General features: G+C 54.8%; 17 protein-coding genes and 2 pseudogenes. 11 read left to right on the forward strand and 8 right to left on the reverse strand.

The annotated features are described in order from the left end of the window. Positions 1 to 62 precede the first annotated feature (62 nt). From phnC to phnE (ERD78_RS14850), 3 genes are read left to right on the forward strand one after another with little or no spacing between them, the layout of a single operon-like run. Complete coding sequence (gene phnC, locus ERD78_RS14840; RefSeq protein WP_129970086.1) at positions 63 to 851, forward strand: phosphonate ABC transporter ATP-binding protein; 789 nt, start codon at positions 63 to 65, stop codon at positions 849 to 851. Further along, entirely contained in the window at positions 851 to 1,657 is an 807-nt protein-coding gene (gene phnE, locus ERD78_RS14845) for a phosphonate ABC transporter, permease protein PhnE (RefSeq protein WP_129970087.1), read from the forward strand. The genes phnC and phnE (ERD78_RS14845) overlap by 1 nt, the downstream gene beginning before the upstream one ends. After that, positions 1,651 to 2,454, forward strand: a complete 804-nt coding sequence (gene phnE, locus ERD78_RS14850) for a phosphonate ABC transporter, permease protein PhnE (RefSeq protein ID WP_129970088.1) — start codon at positions 1,651 to 1,653, stop codon at positions 2,452 to 2,454. Before phnE (ERD78_RS14845) ends, phnE (ERD78_RS14850) begins: the two co-directional genes overlap by 7 nt. A gap of 45 nt (positions 2,455 to 2,499) precedes the next feature. On the opposite strand, the pseudogene ERD78_RS14855 reads toward phnE (ERD78_RS14850), so the two are convergent. The 3 genes and pseudogenes from ERD78_RS14855 to ERD78_RS14865 form a co-directional block, all read right to left on the reverse strand. Further along, positions 2,500 to 2,667: pseudogene (locus ERD78_RS14855) on the reverse strand (LysR family transcriptional regulator); the annotation flags it as partial. A 174-nt stretch (positions 2,668 to 2,841) separates the two neighbouring features. Further along, positions 2,842 to 3,222: a VOC family protein gene (locus ERD78_RS14860; RefSeq protein ID WP_129970090.1), complete on the reverse strand. Its 381-nt coding sequence runs from the start codon at positions 3,220 to 3,222 to the stop codon at positions 2,842 to 2,844. Between the two features lie 252 nt (positions 3,223 to 3,474). Further along, positions 3,475 to 4,428, reverse strand: coding sequence for an aromatic alcohol reductase (locus ERD78_RS14865; protein WP_129970091.1), 954 nt, complete (start codon positions 4,426 to 4,428; stop codon positions 3,475 to 3,477). Between the two features lie 287 nt (positions 4,429 to 4,715). On the opposite strand from ERD78_RS14865, the gene ERD78_RS14870 reads away from it, so the two are divergent. Beyond that, positions 4,716 to 5,654 carry a LysR family transcriptional regulator gene (locus tag ERD78_RS14870; protein ID WP_129970092.1) on the forward strand — a complete coding sequence of 313 codons (939 nt, stop codon included), beginning with the start codon at positions 4,716 to 4,718 and terminating at the stop codon, positions 5,652 to 5,654. A gap of 47 nt (positions 5,655 to 5,701) precedes the next feature. Here the strand turns inward: ERD78_RS14870 and ERD78_RS14875 are convergent, their stop codons facing one another. The 3 genes from ERD78_RS14875 to ERD78_RS14885 form a co-directional block, all read right to left on the reverse strand. Continuing rightward, complete coding sequence (locus ERD78_RS14875) at positions 5,702 to 5,995, reverse strand: type II toxin-antitoxin system RelE/ParE family toxin (RefSeq protein ID WP_129970093.1); 294 nt, start codon at positions 5,993 to 5,995, stop codon at positions 5,702 to 5,704. Then, the gene (locus ERD78_RS14880; RefSeq protein ID WP_129970094.1) at positions 5,983 to 6,255 is read right to left on the reverse strand and encodes a CopG family ribbon-helix-helix protein; all 273 of its coding nucleotides are present in this window, start codon (positions 6,253 to 6,255) and stop codon (positions 5,983 to 5,985) included. Before ERD78_RS14880 ends, ERD78_RS14875 begins: the two co-directional genes overlap by 13 nt. A gap of 87 nt (positions 6,256 to 6,342) precedes the next feature. After that, complete coding sequence (locus ERD78_RS14885; RefSeq protein ID WP_167668948.1) at positions 6,343 to 6,771, reverse strand: winged helix-turn-helix transcriptional regulator; 429 nt, start codon at positions 6,769 to 6,771, stop codon at positions 6,343 to 6,345. A 189-nt stretch (positions 6,772 to 6,960) separates the two neighbouring features. On the opposite strand from ERD78_RS14885, the pseudogene ERD78_RS14890 reads away from it, so the two are divergent. Then, positions 6,961 to 8,175, forward strand: a pseudogene (locus ERD78_RS14890) (MFS transporter). Positions 8,176 to 8,251: 76 nt separating this feature from the next. Next, positions 8,252 to 8,410, forward strand: coding sequence for a type II toxin-antitoxin system TacA family antitoxin (locus ERD78_RS14895; RefSeq protein ID WP_245152483.1), 159 nt, complete (start codon positions 8,252 to 8,254; stop codon positions 8,408 to 8,410). A gap of 74 nt (positions 8,411 to 8,484) precedes the next feature. On the opposite strand, the gene ERD78_RS14900 is transcribed toward ERD78_RS14895, so the two are convergent. Continuing rightward, the gene (locus tag ERD78_RS14900; protein WP_129970096.1) at positions 8,485 to 9,381 is read right to left on the reverse strand and encodes a LysR family transcriptional regulator; all 897 of its coding nucleotides are present in this window, start codon (positions 9,379 to 9,381) and stop codon (positions 8,485 to 8,487) included. A 296-nt stretch (positions 9,382 to 9,677) separates the two neighbouring features. On the opposite strand from ERD78_RS14900, the gene ERD78_RS14905 reads away from it, so the two are divergent. Beyond that, the gene (locus tag ERD78_RS14905) at positions 9,678 to 10,568 is read left to right on the forward strand and encodes a LysR family transcriptional regulator (RefSeq protein ID WP_129970097.1); all 891 of its coding nucleotides are present in this window, start codon (positions 9,678 to 9,680) and stop codon (positions 10,566 to 10,568) included. On the opposite strand, the gene ERD78_RS14910 is transcribed toward ERD78_RS14905, so the two are convergent. Then, positions 10,560 to 11,822 (reverse strand): CaiB/BaiF CoA transferase family protein, encoded by a 1,263-nt coding sequence (locus tag ERD78_RS14910; RefSeq protein WP_129970098.1) that lies wholly within the window; start codon positions 11,820 to 11,822, stop codon positions 10,560 to 10,562. The two genes, ERD78_RS14905 and ERD78_RS14910, sit on opposite strands and share 9 nt — an antisense overlap. 160 nt (positions 11,823 to 11,982) lie before the next feature. Between ERD78_RS14910 and ERD78_RS14915 the strand changes: the two genes are divergently transcribed. The 4 genes from ERD78_RS14915 (at position 11,983) to ERD78_RS14930 (ending at position 15,727) form a co-directional block, all read left to right on the forward strand. Continuing rightward, complete coding sequence (locus ERD78_RS14915) at positions 11,983 to 12,945, forward strand: Bug family tripartite tricarboxylate transporter substrate binding protein (protein WP_129970099.1); 963 nt, start codon at positions 11,983 to 11,985, stop codon at positions 12,943 to 12,945. A 2-nt stretch (positions 12,946 to 12,947) separates the two neighbouring features. Next, the gene (locus tag ERD78_RS14920; protein ID WP_167668949.1) at positions 12,948 to 13,835 is read left to right on the forward strand and encodes an HpcH/HpaI aldolase/citrate lyase family protein; all 888 of its coding nucleotides are present in this window, start codon (positions 12,948 to 12,950) and stop codon (positions 13,833 to 13,835) included. A gap of 23 nt (positions 13,836 to 13,858) precedes the next feature. Next, positions 13,859 to 14,854: a Bug family tripartite tricarboxylate transporter substrate binding protein gene (locus tag ERD78_RS14925; protein ID WP_129970101.1), complete on the forward strand. Its 996-nt coding sequence runs from the start codon at positions 13,859 to 13,861 to the stop codon at positions 14,852 to 14,854. Positions 14,855 to 14,938: 84 nt separating this feature from the next. Continuing rightward, positions 14,939 to 15,727 (forward strand): amidohydrolase family protein, encoded by a 789-nt coding sequence (locus ERD78_RS14930; RefSeq protein WP_167668950.1) that lies wholly within the window; start codon positions 14,939 to 14,941, stop codon positions 15,725 to 15,727. Positions 15,728 to 15,747: the final 20 nt, after the last annotated feature.

Below are 15,747 nucleotides of genomic sequence, written 5' to 3' on the forward strand. Positions count from 1 at the left end.
CTCGCCGCGCCAACCGGCCAGTGTGCCGGCCAGATGACGCAAGACATACTGAAGAGTCACGCATGCTTCGCATTACCAGCCTGGTCAAACGCTACGGCGATGGCGCCCCCGTCCTGCAAGACCTCAACCTTGAGGTTGCCGGCGAATCTATCGTCTCCATCATCGGTGCGTCGGGCGCGGGCAAAAGCACCTTGCTGCGCTGTATCAACCGCCTGGTCGAGCCCACCTCCGGCTGCATCGAACTGAATGGCGTCGAACTGACATCGCTAAAGCGCGAAGGGCTGCGCCGCTCGCGCCGCCATATCGGCATGATTTTTCAAGGCTTCAACCTGGTCGACCGCCTGACCGTCATGGAAAACGTCCAATGCGGCCGCCTTGGCTATATCCCGTACTGGCGCGCTGCATTGAGACGCTACCCGGCCGAGGACATCGAGCGCGCATTCCATTTGATGGAGCGCGTGGGCATCGCGCACTACGCCAACAAGCGCGCAGACGAACTGTCGGGTGGGGAGCGCCAGCGTGTCGGCGTGGTGCGCGCGCTCATGCAAGAACCGCAAATCCTGCTGGCTGACGAGCCAACCGCCTCGCTCGACCCGGTCACTTCGCGCCAGATCATGGAGCTGCTGCAAAGCTTGGCCGACGAATTCAAGCTGCCGGTGCTGATCAACATCCACAACGTTGCCGAGGCCAAGGAATTTACGCGCCGCATCGTGGGCATGCGTTTCGGCCGGCTGATTTTCGACGGCCCCCCCGACGCCCTTGATGCGGATGCCATGCATCGCGTCTATAGCGGCACGCCCGCCGAAGAACGGGGCCATGTCCACCCCGACATCCTGGAAGCCACAGCCTGATGACGCGCCCATCCACGCCATTGCCGCATACCTGGCGCAAGCCGCCTTTCATCGCCAACCCGCTGCTGCGCTGGGCGCTGGCGGCTGCGGTGATCGCCTACCTGGCTTGGGCCATCTATACGTTGCCCTTCAATTGGGACCGCATCAGCCAAGGCATGACACGCGCCGCGCGTATCTTTTCCGGCGCTGTTCCCCCAAGCTTTGCCCGCCATGAGCTTCTGATCGACGGGTTTCTTGAAAGCATGCAAATCGCCATTCTGGCGACTTTGCTCGGTCTGGCGCTCAGTATCCCGATCGCCTTCATGGCGGCCCGCAATATCGCGGCCAAACCGATCTATCTGCTGGGGCGCGCCCTGATCATCGTGTCGCGCAGCTTCCATCCCGTCATTGTCGCTATCATTTTCGTCAAGGCGGTGGGCTTTGGTCCGGTTGCAGGCATTCTGACTTTAACCATTTACTCGATCGGGTTTGTGGCAAAAATGCTTGCCGAACGCATCGAGGAAATTGACTGGGGTCAGGTAGAAGCCTTACGCAGCACGGGTACGCCATTCTTTACGGTGTTGCAGTTTGCCGTGCTGCCGCAGATCATGCCGCGCCAGATCGGTCTGTCGATGTATCAACTTGACAGTAATTTGCGCGCTTCGGCCGTGGTTGGGATTGTGGGTGCCGGCGGAATCGGTGCGACACTCATGAATGCCTTCGGTCGTTACGACTATGATTTCGCCCTGGCGATCACCCTGGTCATCATCGGCGTTATCCTGATCAGCGAAGCCGTAAGCGGCCGCATCCGGAGGGCCATATGGTGACGCAATCCGTGGCCGATCGTGCCTGGGCGCGCCATACGCCGAAAGAGCGCTGGATGCGTCTGGGGATTTTTGCGCTTGTGGCGCTGGCTGTGGGCTGGTCCCTGAGCTCCATCAATATCATTTGGTCATGGGTGTGGGACGCCCCTGCTCAAATTGGCGACTTGGCGGGCCGCATGGTTCCTCCGGATTTTTCCGACATCCGGGCAATCCTGTGGGCCCTGGTCGAAACCCTGAATATCGCCACCATCGCCACTTTCATTGCTGTCCTGGTGTCCTTGCCGGTGGCCTATATCTCGGCACAAAACACCACGCCAAACCGTGCGACCTTGTGGCTGGGCCGATTCATTCTGGTTTCCAGCCGGTCGGTCAACACGCTGATCTGGGCGCTGCTGTTCGTGGCCATTTTCGGACCAGGCGTGATGGCGGGCATCGTCGCCATCATGTTCCGCTCCCTGGGTTTTCTGGGCAAACTGCTGGGCGAGGCGATCGAAGAAATAGACCGGCGTCCCGTCGAGGCGCTGGAAGCCACCGGCGCTTCGCGCGCCAAGGTGATTCTGTACGCCATCGTCCCCCAGGTTGTGCCCACATTCTTCGCAGTCGGCATATTGCGCTGGGATATCAATCTGCGCGAATCGACGGTGCTTGGTCTGGTGGGTGCCGGAGGTATCGGCGTCATTCTTCAAGGCGCCATCGATACACTGCACTGGCGCACGGTGGCCACCATTCTGCTGGCGATTATCGGACTGGTGATTGCGGGCGAAGCCGTTGCGGCGTGGCTGCGCAAAAAAGTAATTTAGCGCCTGACGTTTTCATTGGGGTGCTGATGAAATGGGTGGCCGCAATCATGGGCTTGGGCCGCATGGCGGCATATGCAGCGCCATCAGTTCAACCACCCAATCCATGAACACGCGCAGCTTTGTGCTGACATGTCGGTTTGGAGAATAGGCAAGGTACATTGGCATGGGCGCCAACGTCCAGTCCTGGAATAGGCGAACCAAGCCGCCGCTTTGATTTCGAGATCAAGGTCATTGCGAAGCTGCCGCGGGCGGGGTCGAGCTAGGGATGTCGTTACGTCACTACGACTCTGAAGCGCAGACCAGAAACAGGGAATATATCTACGAAAGAACCAAGCACATCGTTGGCTCGCTGATGACGCGGGAAATAATCGGGACGGCGGCTTTGGTCTATTGCGTGGCGATCCACCAAATCGTTCCTGATGAATCCTGAACACCACCGCGCAGATCGTCGTCCGGCCGCTTGCGTATCGGTGCCTGAACCTGCGTCGCTCCAGCAGCAATAGCCCGCTCGAACACCGATTTTGCATCATTGACGTAGAGGTGGATGTGAACATGTGCGCTTTGGTGGCCGGTTTCTCCACCGCCGATCATGACAACGCTGTCGCCGATGCGAACTTCGGCGTGCATCAGCGATCCGTCGGGGCGATCGAATCTTCGCAACAGACTGCCGTCGAATGCTTCCCGCATAAAGGCAATCGAAGCCTCGGGATTCTTGCATATCAAGTAGGGACTTATCGACGGATAGCCCGATGGTTTCCAATCTGTCATGCGAGTAAACTCCAGCTTGCGGCCGCACGTCGCAGAGAGTCAAGATAATCCCGAAACTGCGGCAGCAGGTTCTAGAACTTGCGCTGTGTTTTTGCCGTTACTGTTGCCAGGCAACCTCCATCGGCTGCCATCTTTATCGGCAGGTCGATCTTAGGGAGCTTAACATGCGTGTCCGGGTTATGACTCTCAACGTTTGGAATGTCGAGGGAGACATATGGCTCCTTGATCTAACGGGAAAACGCCTTGTTGCATTCAATGAGCGCAATCTACCGCATCCAAATGACCGTGTAGCCATGACGCGACGTCTGTCGTTGGAATGGAACGGCTTTCGTTATAAGTGACTGCTTTTTCCCACCACATCCCGTCGCCTAATGCAAAGGCGGTCCGATACCGGGCCATTACATCGTCAGGATGTCGGCCCAACATATCGTTCAGATATTCCCGTGTGAGAAGTTTGCGTGTGAAGGGGGTGTTGGTCACGTCTTCCAGAATATCTGCGAGTGTTGCGTACGAGAGGGTGTCGCTGGCAACGTAGATAATCTCATTCGCGATGCGAGGCTGTTCGAGCACGATTTCTGCGGTGAGTCGTCCGATGTCCTCGGGCGTGGTGACCGTAACCTTGGTTTCCCAGGTGCCCAGTCCATGTACTGTCTTGGAGTTGAAATCAACTATACCGAAGGCCGGTTCAAACAGAAAACTCGTGAACATGCCGGTGGACACAATTACCCATTCGGTTCGGTTCTGTGACCGCAGCAGCGTTCTGACGTCATACTGTTCATCGAAGACGGGTTGTCCGCTGCCTTTTCCGACAATGTCATAGTCAACACCAAACTGCCATGGAAAATATCGGCATACTTCTGCAGAGAGGGCGGCACGTGTCACCTTCATCTGGGTGCCGGGCCCTGCAACGAAACCGGTACAGTTAATGACGGTACGAAATCGCTTGAATACTTCGGTTAGCTCGTCTTCGGTGCAGGTAAACAGATCGAAGGGCAGTAATTCAGCGCCGAGGTCAATAAGCTCGGCAACCGATTTCGCCTCTAATACACTTGGCGATTTCCACATTTTCGGCGAGATCAAAACAGTCAGTCGTGTTTTTGCATTCTGGCGACGGGGTGCCAGCTCTCGTAGCACTGCCATGCCCAATTGGCCCGCGCCAAGTACCAGCATGTGTTCAGTATCTACTCCGCTTTTGTGTTGATTCATGGTGTATTTCCCTTACATGGTTGGAATATGATCTATCCCATATTTGTGCATAATCTGGCCAGCGCTGCTGGCTGATCAGCAAGCATTATGATGCCGGTAGAAAGCCGATTCCGAGAAATAATAATGGCCGGATGCATGATGGAAAAAGCCACAGAAATTGTTTTTAATATTGTAAAAAATGGAATAATAGGCTGGCCTTGAGACGTTACTATTCAGGCGCTCATGGCGCGCTTTATGTTTTGGAAGGGCTATGGCATACGGAAGAATCCTAATCTGGAGGTTCGAACATGGATAAACTCCGAGCTATGTGGGTTTTTGTACGCGTTGTTGATATGAATGGTTTCGCCAATGCAGCAAATGGCCTTTCCATGCCGCCTTCGACTGTAAGCAGAGTGATAAAAGATTTGGAGGCTCATCTTGGGGCCCGGCTGTTGCAGCGAACCACGCGCACGCTTAGCCTGACGCCGGACGGCATCCTTTACTATGACCATTGCCGGCGAATCTTGAGCGAGGTTGAAGTGGCCGAATCCTCGCTGTCTAGCAAGGCTGTGCCGCCACGCGGTAAATTGCGTGTGGATATGTCTCCTTCATTGGCTCGAAGGGTTGTTCTACCAGCTATCACGGACTTTCAGGAGTGTTACCCCGATATCGATCTCATACTGACGCTCGGCGATCGACCGGTCGATTTGGTTCAAGAGGGCGTTGACTGTGTGTTGCGCGCCGGCACCCCCGCGTCGTCGGCGGTGTTGGTGGCTCGTCGGGTTGGCAGCTTTGAATGGATAACGTGCGCCTCATCCGCATACCTTAAAAAACACAGCGAGCCGAAAACCCTGGAAGACTTAAAGTCTCACCGCTTAGTGCAGTTCCTGGCCGGGCGAACCGGGCGTTCAGTCGATTGGCGCTTTCTTATCAATGGCGAGGAACGTACCGTTAACGTATCCGGCAACCTTGCTGTAAACGATACTGACGCGTATGTCACTTGCGGCTTGGAGGGGCTGGGCCTGATTCGAATCGCGAACTTTATAGCCCAACCATATCTTCGAGATGGTCGATTGGTGGATATTCTCCGGACCTACGAATCGCCTGAGGTGCCGCTGTCAATCATGTATCCGCAGAACCGTCACCTGTCGCCAACTGTGCGTGCTTTCGTGAGCTGGGTAAGCTTATTGATTCACGATGCACAACCAACATGGCGTCTATCTCATTGCGGGCGAGTTACAAGCTAATGTCATATACCAGCGTACTCTCAAGCAGACCCGTTTCGATCGTCACTTCAATAGCCCGCCTCTCTTTGATGCCGGAAGGACAGGACATACACCGCGTCGTCGACTCGTTCGTGATGGTACAAAGCAACATAACCAGAATCCCCAAACGTAATGACCAGCTCACGCAATTCCGGCATTTCAGGGTATGGTCTGCCAACGTTTGGGGCTGTTTCCAATAACAAGAGTTGCTGTGCGATGGCTTGACCCGCTCGCCGGGCGGCTTCCGGCGCCTTGGCTTGCAGGAACTGCCGGCACCGCTCCAAGCCTTCCGATGCGGCTTCGGTGATGATTACTTGTGGCACTCGGGCAGCGCCTTTTCTTTATCGGTACCCCAGGTGTTCAACCAAGTGCGAACTTCCTGCCCTGTCAGGTGAAGGCCTGTTTCTTGGTAAGACGCCCATGATGCCAATGCTTCCTGCTTGAAGCTCTCGCGGGCCTCTTCGCGCTCGACGTACTGTCGGATGGCTTCGAGCATGATCCAATGTGGTGAGCGACGTCGTTGGCTAGCCAAATGCTGAACACGGCCTTTCAAGGCTTCGTCGATCTTGAGAGATGTTGCCATAGCAGGCCCCTTATCACTAGGTATTACTTAGTGATAATAACGCCGTCGGCCCGCCACGTCTACTCAATGTGATAAGCCAAGATAACATCACGTCACTTTTCGTACCTCAGTAGCGGCAGGCATCAAGATGGCGCCATCTTTCGATGTGGGTATCATCGGCGCGATTGGCTTGCCCGTGTTTTTGTCAATCAGTACGGAATGGCGCTCGCCACGCGCGAACGCATGCCGTTCCCCCCACTGTCGCAATGCCACGACAACAGGAAACAGGCTCTCTCCCTTGGCTGTCAGGACATATTCCTGATAGGCGGTGCCGTCCGAAGCCGCCTGCATTTCAAGAATGCCGGCTTTGGTTAGCTTGCGCAGCCGATCTGTGAGGATGTTGCGGGCAACGTCCAGGCTGCGCTGGAAGTCACCGAAACGGCGCACGCCATCAAAGGCGTCACGCACGATCAGCAACGACCAGCGATCTCCCACAATATCAACGCAGCGGGCGACGGGACACGGTCTGTCATTCATTGTCTTGTGGCGAGGCACGGTAGCTCCCATTGGAACATCGCGGGCATTCAACTAAGTTGCATTTTAAAACTACATGCCATAGCATTCAACTAGTTTTATTTTGAAACTTGATTGAATGGACTTGGAATCATGAAGTCATTGTTTACGGCACTGCCGAGTCGGAACCACGCTTCGGTGCCAGATGCACAAATGCCTCGTAGTCTGGTGCTGCTGTTTGCTATCGCCAGCGGTTTAAGTGTGGCGAATGTCTACTACGCGCAACCATTGCTCGACGCGTTGGCGCGAGACTTCGACATCAGCTACGCGGCTGTCGGCGGGGTAGTGACTGCCACGCAGGCCGGTTGCGCATTGGCCTTGCTACTGTTGGTGCCATTGGGAGACCGGATAGAACGTCGCCGACTGATGGCCATACAACTACTGGCGCTAGTGGCGGCACTGGCAACGGTGGGTATGGCGGCGTCCATACCTGTGTTGCTGGCCGGCATGCTCGGCGTTGGTATGTTGGGTACGGCAATGGCACAGGGGCTGATTGCCTATGCAGCAAGCGCCGCCGCACCTCGCGAGCAAGGACGCGTTGTTGGTGCAGCGCAAAGCGGGCTGTTCATTGGTCTGCTGCTGGCGCGCGTGTTCGCTGGAGGCGTCAGCGATGTGGCCGGGTGGCGAGGCGTATATTTCTGCTCTGCTTCTCTGATGCTGGCTGTCGCGCTGCCCCTATAGAAACGGCTGCCGGTCCTGGCGGTAGTGCCGAGCGCGATGAGCTACCCGCACCTGCTGGGATCGATGTTCACGCTGCTGCGGCAAGAAAAGGTGCTGCAAGTGCGTGGCGTGCTGGCTTTGTTAATGTTTGCGGCATTCAACATCTTCTGGAGCGCCTTGGTACTGCCATTGACCGCGCCGCCTTATGACTTTTCACACACGGCCATTGGCGCCTTTGGTTTGGTCGGTACTCTGGGCGCGCTGGTTGCAGTGCGTGCCGGGCAGTGGGCCGACGACGGATATGGACAGCGCACCAGCATAGCGGCACTCTTGATCTTGCTGCTGGCCTGGGGACCGCTATCGCTGATGGCGTGGTCGCTTTGGGCATTAGTGCTTGGCATTGTGCTGCTCGACTTGGGTGGCCAGGCACTGCATGTCACAAATCAAAGTTTGATTGTTCGCACCCGCCCCGAAGCGCATAGCCGGTTGATCGGTCTTTACATGCTGTTCTATGCCGTTGGCAGCGGGTTGGGTGCCATCAGTACCACCGCAACTTATGCTCGCACCGGCTGGCAAGGCGTGTGCCTGCTTGGTGCTTCGGTTAGCGTGCTGGCATTGGTGTTTTGGTATGCGACCCGACATGTTGCGTTCGTTGTGAGCTCTTCATCATTGACGGGGAAGAGCACTGAGTGCTTGGCCCACAAATGACAATCGCCGGCCTGAAAGCTGGGCTTTTGTACTCCATTTTGAAGCGCAATTATTTTCTCATTCCGAGGAGCTTGCCATGTCCAGCGCAGTAGAAGCAAAGGATGAGCGGCTTCATGTACCCCTGAGCGCGGAGGCCAAGACCATGCGTCAACGCGCGGCGAACTACCGTCATAAGACGGTGAGTCAGATCGTGTTGACGATTCTCGAGAGCATGCATCAAGAGCCGCAATTTTGACCGGTTGGGTAGTTCAGTTTGTTTGCTCGGCCTACGCATGATGTTCAATGCTCAATTAAGTGAACTCAGGCCATTCATATCGACTTGGCTATGTGTTCCCGCAGCCACTGGTGAGCGGGGTCTCGATGTACCCGCTCATGCCACAGCATCAGCATCTCGAAACCAGGCACCTCGATCGGCGGTTCCACCGCTTGCAGCGCTCGATTGCTGTGTATCAACCGAGACGGCACCATAGCCACAAGATCCGTGTTCGCCAGCACCGATTCGAGAAACAGAAAGTGCGGCACCGATAGCGCTACGTTGCGCGTCATGTCATGCAGCGCAAGCACCGTGTCCGTTGGTCCCTGAAACCCGCCACCAACTGGTGACACGATTACATGATCCAGTTTGCAGAACTGAGCGAGAGTAGGGCGGCGTTTCAAACGCGGATGGCTTGTACGGCCAGCCAGCACATAGCGTTCCGTGAACATTGAGCGGCGCCGCAAGCCTGGCGGTGCTTCTTCGCTGATGTGAAAGGCCAGGTCAATGTCGCCTTGCTCCGCTTGGCGTGCCAGTAAGGAAGGTGACAGGCCAAGGACCGCCAATCGCGTGCTGGGCGCCGCCACACGCAACCCGGCAAGCGCTGGTAACACGATCGTGAATTCACCGTAGTCTGACGCCGCAACGCACCAAGTCTGTCGTGCTTGGGCGGGAGCGAACGGACTGGATGGTGTGACCGCATGCTCCAGTGATTCCAGCGCTTGCCTCAACGGCTCTCGTAACTCGTCGGCGCGTGCCGTGGGCCGCATACCGCGTGGACCGGGAAGCAGCAACGGATCGTTGAACAGGGCGCGCAATTTGCCTAGTTGTACGCTCACGGTGGGCTGCGATAGGTGCAGACGTTCCGCTGCGCGTGTCACATTATGCTCGGTCAGTAACGCATCGAGAGTGACCAGCAAATTAAGGTCGAGACGGCGCAAGGAATTGTTCAATGTAATACCTAATATTTTAGAAATTCATTTTTAAGATACCGTGTACGCTGGTGGTGACTGAGCAGAATTTACGACGAACGGCCAAGTGGTTTGGGCCAAGCGATCAAAAGACACAAAAAATGCCCGCTTGTACGAGCAGACCTTTCGCAGCCAGGCTAGCCCGCTAGGAGAGCATGTGGTTGATGACTTGCAGCGCTTTGACAAGGGGTCTTGCGTTATCCTAATAGAATTACCAAACATATCAAAGGCTCGGGAAGGTAACGGGCTATCGTTCCTTCTTTTTTACCGGTTTCGTCATGAATGTTGCGTTTCTAAAAAACTTCCTCACCATCGTGGATGCGGGTTCTGTTGCTGAAGCGGCACGACGGCTGAATCTATCCCCGACGACACTGGCGCAGCAGATGAAGTCGATTGAAAAAGACTTGGGCGTGAAGCTCGTTATGCGCACAGGCCGCACGGTGTCCTTAACGGAAGCGGGGCATCGCGTCCTAGAACAGGCTCGAGCGCTGGTTCATGATTATTCGAACATGCATTTGACCGCCAACTCTTCACTGCCTCCAAAAGAGTTGCGCTTGGGATCGATCAATACAGCGTTGCAGTCGTTTATTCCGGATACTTTGTTGATGCTGACAGAGCGCCTCCCTACCTTATCAGTTTTTATTCACGCGGGCACTTCCGAGAAACTACTGGAAGACGTCCGCAAAGGCGCCTTGGATGCTGTGATCATTCCCCATCCACAATATGACTTTCCCAAGTCTCTATGCTGGCAATTGCTCATTGTTGAGCCGCTCATTGCGCTTGTGCCCGCCCGCTTGCGGGCTGCGGATCCGTACAAGATTCTAAGAACACAACCCTTCATCAGGTATGATCGTCAGCATTGGGGAGGCCAGCTGGCAGATCGCTACTTAAAAGAAATGGACATCGTGCCAAAAGAGCGTTTTGAGCTGGCCTCCTTGTTAACCATCGCTCTGATGGTGGACAGGGGACTAGGTGTGTCTTTGGTTCCCGACTCTCATTACCCGTCGCCGCCTGGGCTGCGTTTGGCAAAGTTGCCGCTTCTCGCTACTCACCATCAACGATTGATTGGTGCGGTATGGAAGCGCGGTTCTCCCAAGGAGGGACTAGTGGGTGTTGTTATAGATCACATTCGTAGCGTACTCGCCCTCGAGAAATCACGTTCAAGTTGACGCCTCAAAGACTATGCCGGATTCAAGAAGCTTTCGGTACGCATGTTCGTCGATGCCTACTTTCGCCAGAACTTCGCGATTATGCGCTCCGAGCGCTGGCGCAGGTGTTCTGATACTTCCGGGTGTTGCCGACAGCCGGGGAAGTACCGTGTGCATGGGAAACGAGCCCATTTCATTGTCCGGGTATTCGCGAATGATTCCGCGCTCGATAAAGTGTGGATCCTCGATGATCTGCGATATGTCATAAATGGGGCCGATGGTCACTTCCGCTGCCTCGAAGAACGCAACATTCTCTGCCTGGGTTCTTTGGGAAATGAAGTCCGCTACGATATTGTCGAGTTCATCAACATTTTTTACGCGTGCGGCATTAGTCGCAAACTTCGGATTGTTTATGAGATCCTCTCTGCCGATCGACCTGAACAGCCGCTCTGCCATTTTTTGCGTTGAGGCGGATAAGGAGACATATCGGTCATCCTTGGTGCGATAGGCATTTCGAGGCCCGGAGTTAGTAGACCGGCTGCCGACGCGAGGCTTCACTGTTCCCGTCAATCTATAGTTGGCCGCTTGCGGTCCTAGAACATGAAAAAGAGGGTCGAGCAACGAGACATCGATCACTTGACCTATGCCGCCTAGTTTCTCGGAGTTTCGTAGAGCGATCATTGTAGCCGTTGCGCCATAGCTTCCGGCAAACGCATCCGCCATGTAAAACGGGGGAAGTACTGGCTCGCGATCCGGAAATCCATTAAAGGAGGCAAAGCCTGAAATTCCTTCTATCAAGGTACCGAACCCTGGTCGATGGCTATAAGGGCCTTCTTGACCCCAGCCGGATATCCTGACGATGACCAGTTTTGGGTGACGCCGATGCAGCTGTTCTGGAGCGAGCCCCATCTTCTCCAATGTGCCTGGTCTGAAACTCTCCACCAGAACGTGGCAAGTTTCCACCAAGTGCCTGAGCAACTTTTGCGCATACTCATGGCGTAGATTCAGTGCGAGGCTTTTCTTGTTGCGGGCATATAACTTCCAATTGGTTTCTATGCCTTGCGTCTGCCAGGCGCGTAGTGTGTCTCCTTCTTTGGGTTCTACCTTGATGACCTCTGCGCCAAAGTCGCCGAGCATCTGAGTTAAAGCGTTGCCTGCAAACAGCCTGGATAAGTCCAGGACCCGAATGCCGTTCAGGGGGCCGACTGTGTCTCTATCGTAGTCTGCCTTATGAAATTTGCTTTCTGACAGTGCATTCACTTCCACTTCTTGCATTTGATATCTCCCGCTTGCTACGCAAATACTAGATCAGGAATACCACCCGTGGAAGGAGAAAAAGGCATTTTTAAAAAACGTGTATTACGTTCCTTTAATAAAACTACAACGTGTAATATGGATTCGAAAATTTATAAATTGATGATTTCTAGGAGGCAAGATGAACAAAGTCATCCGACTCTGTATGGCGACCCTTATAGGGTTCGCGATCAGTCCGAGCAGCTGGGCCAAATACCCCGATAAATCGATATCCATTATCGTGCCGTTTACCCCGGGCGGCTTCAGTGACAAGGTCGCTCGGCTGGTCGCCGAGGGCATAGGCGCCAAGCTGGGTGTTTCAACCATCGTTGATAACAAGCCTGGCGCAGCCGGCGCCTTGGCGTTGTCTCAAATAAGCCGCGCCGAGCCGGATGGCTATACCCTTTATCTATCCAATTCGGCGACTGATGCCATCAATCCCAACATCTATCGGACGCAGGAGGTCGATCCGCTGAAGGCACTCAAGCCAATCATACTGGTTGTTAAAACGCCCAACCTGGTAGCGGTCAATAAAGATGTAAAGGCCCATACGTTGACCGAATTGGTGGAGTTGGCCCACAACCACCCCGGCCAACTTAACTTCGGTACGCCCGGTGTAGGTACAACCGGCCATTTAACTGGGGAGCTTTTCAATGGGGTTGCGAATATCCAGTTGCAGCATGTTCCTTATAAGGGTTCTGCGCAGGTTTTCACCGACCTTGTCGGTGGGCAGATACAGGTGACTTTCGACAACATCACCACGCTTGCCGGGCAGGTCAAAGGTGGACATATACGTGGCCTAGCCGTCACGGGATTGAAGCGATCTCCGTTGCTGCCGGACATTCCCACCGTCGTAGAGTCCGGCTACCCGGGATTTGAAACTACCTCTTGGGCGGGGATATCAGCGCCTGCCGGTACACCGGATGACGTCATTCGGACTCTGAACAAAGCGATCTCGGCCATCATAGAGACAAAGGAATTCAAGGCCAAGATGAATGGCGGTGAGGTCGCGGGGGGTAGCGCGGACAGTTTCCGCCAATTCATTGTCGAGGAGCGGGAAAAATGGGGCGGGGTCGTCCGGCGAATCAACCTGAGCATGGATTGATCATGACTTTAGCGCCCGAATACTGGAGATCGCTTCTGTTTGTGCCAGCCAATAATCCCCGATTTATTGATAAAGCCAAATCTGTTGAAGCTGACGCGATACAGCTGGACTTGGAAGACAGCGTCTACCATACAGATAAAGATAAGGAGGACGCTAGGGCCTGCATCGCAACCGCTGCGAAATCGTTGCGCTTGGCTGGTAAGACGGTATCCGTACGTATAAACCAGCCTCTGGATCTTGCCGTCAGAGACATCGAAGCGGCAGTGTGTGAAGACGTGAGTGTACTGGCGCTGCCTAAGATAGCAGCCGCGGCGCATGTGAAACTCATCGAAGCGCTCGTTGAAAAATGCGAAATCAAGGTGGGCATGGCGGTCGGTACGATTCAGTTCATCGTTGCCGTGGAAACTCTTTCCGCTTTCTACCAGCTTCGCAGTATTGCGTCTTCCTCCGCAAGAATCATGGGCCTGATGCTGGGCAGCGAAGACTTTGCTTGGGAGTGTGGCTGCGAGCCCTCAGAGGAAGTCATGCGAGGTCTGAAGCAACAGATGATTGTTGCAGCGCGGGAGGCGGGGGTCAGACCGCTGGGGTACATCGGCTCGTTGTCAAATTTCCGCAACCTGGAGGAATTTGAATCCATGGTTCGACGATCCAGGGCATTTGGGTTTGACGGCGCGACATGTATTCACCCAGCCCAGGTTCCCATCGTCAATCGCGTGTTCGGCATCGAAGAAGACGAGTTTGCGCATGCAAAGAAAGTAATGGACAACGCTGATATTGCGCGCCGCGAAGGGAAAGCGGCATTCTCGGTCGACGGCAAGATGGTCGACAAGCCAATCATTGACCGGGCGGAACGGGTGTTATTGCGAGCCCGCCTGTATCGGACATCCTGAGAGTAAAAACTTAAGAGAGAGACATGAAATACCTTACTATCAAGCGTTTTCGCCACCTTGCCTTTACCTTGACCATAGCCATGCTGACACAAGGGTTTGCTGCAACGAATGCAGTAGCGGCGGATCCTTATCCCAGTAAGCCGGTCACCGTGATGGTGCCATTCTCCGCCGGGGGGTTTACCGACATTATGGCGCGTCTGCTAAGCAAGCTGTTAAGTGAACAATGGAATGCCCCAGTCGTCGTGGAGAATGTCACAGGCGCTGGCGGCAATCTGGGTGCTGCTAAAGTGGCACGAGCTGCAGCAGATGGGTATACCCTGCTTGTATCTAATACGGCCACGAACAGCATTAACCAGTTCATCTACAGTAAGATCGGCTTCGACCCGGTGAAGAGCTTCGAACCAGTCGTTTTGATCATTAAGACGCCCAACGTCGTGGTCGTCAATAAAGATGTGCCTGCTGATAGTGTTGGGGATCTGGTGAAGCTCATCAAAGCCGATCCGGAAAAATATAACTACGGCAGTTCTGGGGTTGGAACGACCGCGCAATTGACGGGCGCTCTATTTCAGGATGCGGCCGGTGTCAAAATCCAGCATATCCCGTATAAGGGCTCCTCGGGGGTGATGACAGCGCTGCAGGGCAACTTCGTTCAAATGGCTTTCGACAATAGCGTCGCATGGGCGCCGCTCATCGAAGCTGGCCGCGTAAAAGCCCTTGCGATAGCGAGTCTGAAACGTTCGTCGTTGATGCCGAATGTACCGACGATGGACGAGGCCGGATTCAAAGAGTTTGAAACGTCGTCGTGGTTTGGGATCTCGGCGCCCCTGGGAACTCCCAAGCCGATCATTGAAAAACTCAATGCCGACATCAATGCAGTGCTTCGCATGCCTGAATTTGTCGAGAAAATGAAGGGCGGTGAAATTGTCGGCGGAACGCCAGAAGAATACGGAAAATTCATCGTGGCTGAAGCAAAAAAATGGGAAAAGGCCGTCGCCTTAAGTGGCGTCGAGAAACAGTAACAGGAATTCATTATGCGGGTATTGTTCACCTCAAGTACGACTTCCCCACAATTGAAGATTCCGTTGAATGCGTGTGACTCGCACATGCATATATTCGATAGCCGGTTTCCTTTCGCCGAAAATGCGCCGGTTGTTCCGGATGCGACCGTCGGCGACTACAAACGATGGCAGAATGCCATGGGCTTCACCAGAACCGTCGTTGTGGCGCCGTCGATGTACGGTTTCGACAATCGATGCACGTTGGACGCTACCAGGAAAATGGGTGGAAAGGCCCGATGCATTGTCACTCTGGGCCCGGACACGCCAGAAGCCGAGATCGAAAAAATGCATGCGGACGGTGCGCGGGGCTTCCGATACAACCTGGCCCGCAGCTCGATCAACAGCATGGATTCGCTTGTCCGGATTTCAGAGCGTGTGGCTTCCTATGGTTGGCACCTGCAATTATGGATGCATCCAGACGGCCTTGAAGACATCGTTCCCATACTCAATAGCCTGTCTATTCCGACAGTTATGGATCACATGGCCGGCATCCCGATCCATGGCGGCACATCGCATCCTGGCTACCGGACCTTGATCCGCCTCTTGGAAGCCGGCAGAACCTGGCTGAAGCTTTCCTTAGCGACTGCTTGGCCACAATTGGAGTCCGCGGCGCGACCCGCTCTGAATGAACTTGCACGGACATTCATCTCTGCGGCGCCGGATCGCATGTTATGGGGCAGCGACTGGCCCCACGCGATGTCTTCGGTACATGCCCAACCCTATCCTAACGACGCTTTGAAGGTCGATGCCTTGTCAGACTGGTGCGCCGATGATTCCGTGTTGCAGAGGATTCTGGTTTCAAATCCTGAGCACCTTTACGGGTTTCCCCGATAGACACAGTCCTGCCGAGAGAG

It is taken from the genome of Allopusillimonas soli, assembly GCF_004153445.1.
GTDB classification, from domain to species: Bacteria; Pseudomonadota; Gammaproteobacteria; order Burkholderiales; family Burkholderiaceae_B; genus Allopusillimonas; species Allopusillimonas soli.

What these genes read in the sequence shown, in the direction of transcription:
- ERD78_RS14865 (WP_129970091.1), bottom strand. Translation starts at nt 4,428, where the DNA reads ATGAATCAACACAAAAGCGGAGTAGATACTGAACACATGCTGGTACTT.
- ERD78_RS14915 (WP_129970099.1), top strand. Translation starts at nt 11,983, where the DNA reads ATGAACAAAGTCATCCGACTCTGTATGGCGACCCTTATAGGGTTCGCG.
- ERD78_RS14885 (WP_167668948.1), bottom strand. Translation starts at nt 6,771, where the DNA reads ATGAATGACAGACCGTGTCCCGTCGCCCGCTGCGTTGATATTGTGGGA.
- ERD78_RS14905 (WP_129970097.1), top strand. Translation starts at nt 9,678, where the DNA reads ATGAATGTTGCGTTTCTAAAAAACTTCCTCACCATCGTGGATGCGGGT.
- ERD78_RS14910 (WP_129970098.1), bottom strand. Translation starts at nt 11,822, where the DNA reads ATGCAAGAAGTGGAAGTGAATGCACTGTCAGAAAGCAAATTTCATAAG.
- ERD78_RS14860 (WP_129970090.1), bottom strand. Translation starts at nt 3,222, where the DNA reads ATGACAGATTGGAAACCATCGGGCTATCCGTCGATAAGTCCCTACTTG.
- phnE (WP_129970088.1), top strand. Translation starts at nt 1,651, where the DNA reads ATGGTGACGCAATCCGTGGCCGATCGTGCCTGGGCGCGCCATACGCCG.
- ERD78_RS14920 (WP_167668949.1), top strand. Translation starts at nt 12,948, where the DNA reads ATGACTTTAGCGCCCGAATACTGGAGATCGCTTCTGTTTGTGCCAGCC.
- ERD78_RS14895 (WP_245152483.1), top strand. Translation starts at nt 8,252, where the DNA reads ATGTCCAGCGCAGTAGAAGCAAAGGATGAGCGGCTTCATGTACCCCTG.
- ERD78_RS14930 (WP_167668950.1), top strand. Translation starts at nt 14,939, where the DNA reads ATGCATATATTCGATAGCCGGTTTCCTTTCGCCGAAAATGCGCCGGTT.
- ERD78_RS14880 (WP_129970094.1), bottom strand. Translation starts at nt 6,255, where the DNA reads ATGGCAACATCTCTCAAGATCGACGAAGCCTTGAAAGGCCGTGTTCAG.
- phnE (WP_129970087.1), top strand. Translation starts at nt 851, where the DNA reads ATGACGCGCCCATCCACGCCATTGCCGCATACCTGGCGCAAGCCGCCT.
- ERD78_RS14925 (WP_129970101.1), top strand. Translation starts at nt 13,859, where the DNA reads ATGAAATACCTTACTATCAAGCGTTTTCGCCACCTTGCCTTTACCTTG.
- ERD78_RS14870 (WP_129970092.1), top strand. Translation starts at nt 4,716, where the DNA reads ATGGATAAACTCCGAGCTATGTGGGTTTTTGTACGCGTTGTTGATATG.
- phnC (WP_129970086.1), top strand. Translation starts at nt 63, where the DNA reads ATGCTTCGCATTACCAGCCTGGTCAAACGCTACGGCGATGGCGCCCCC.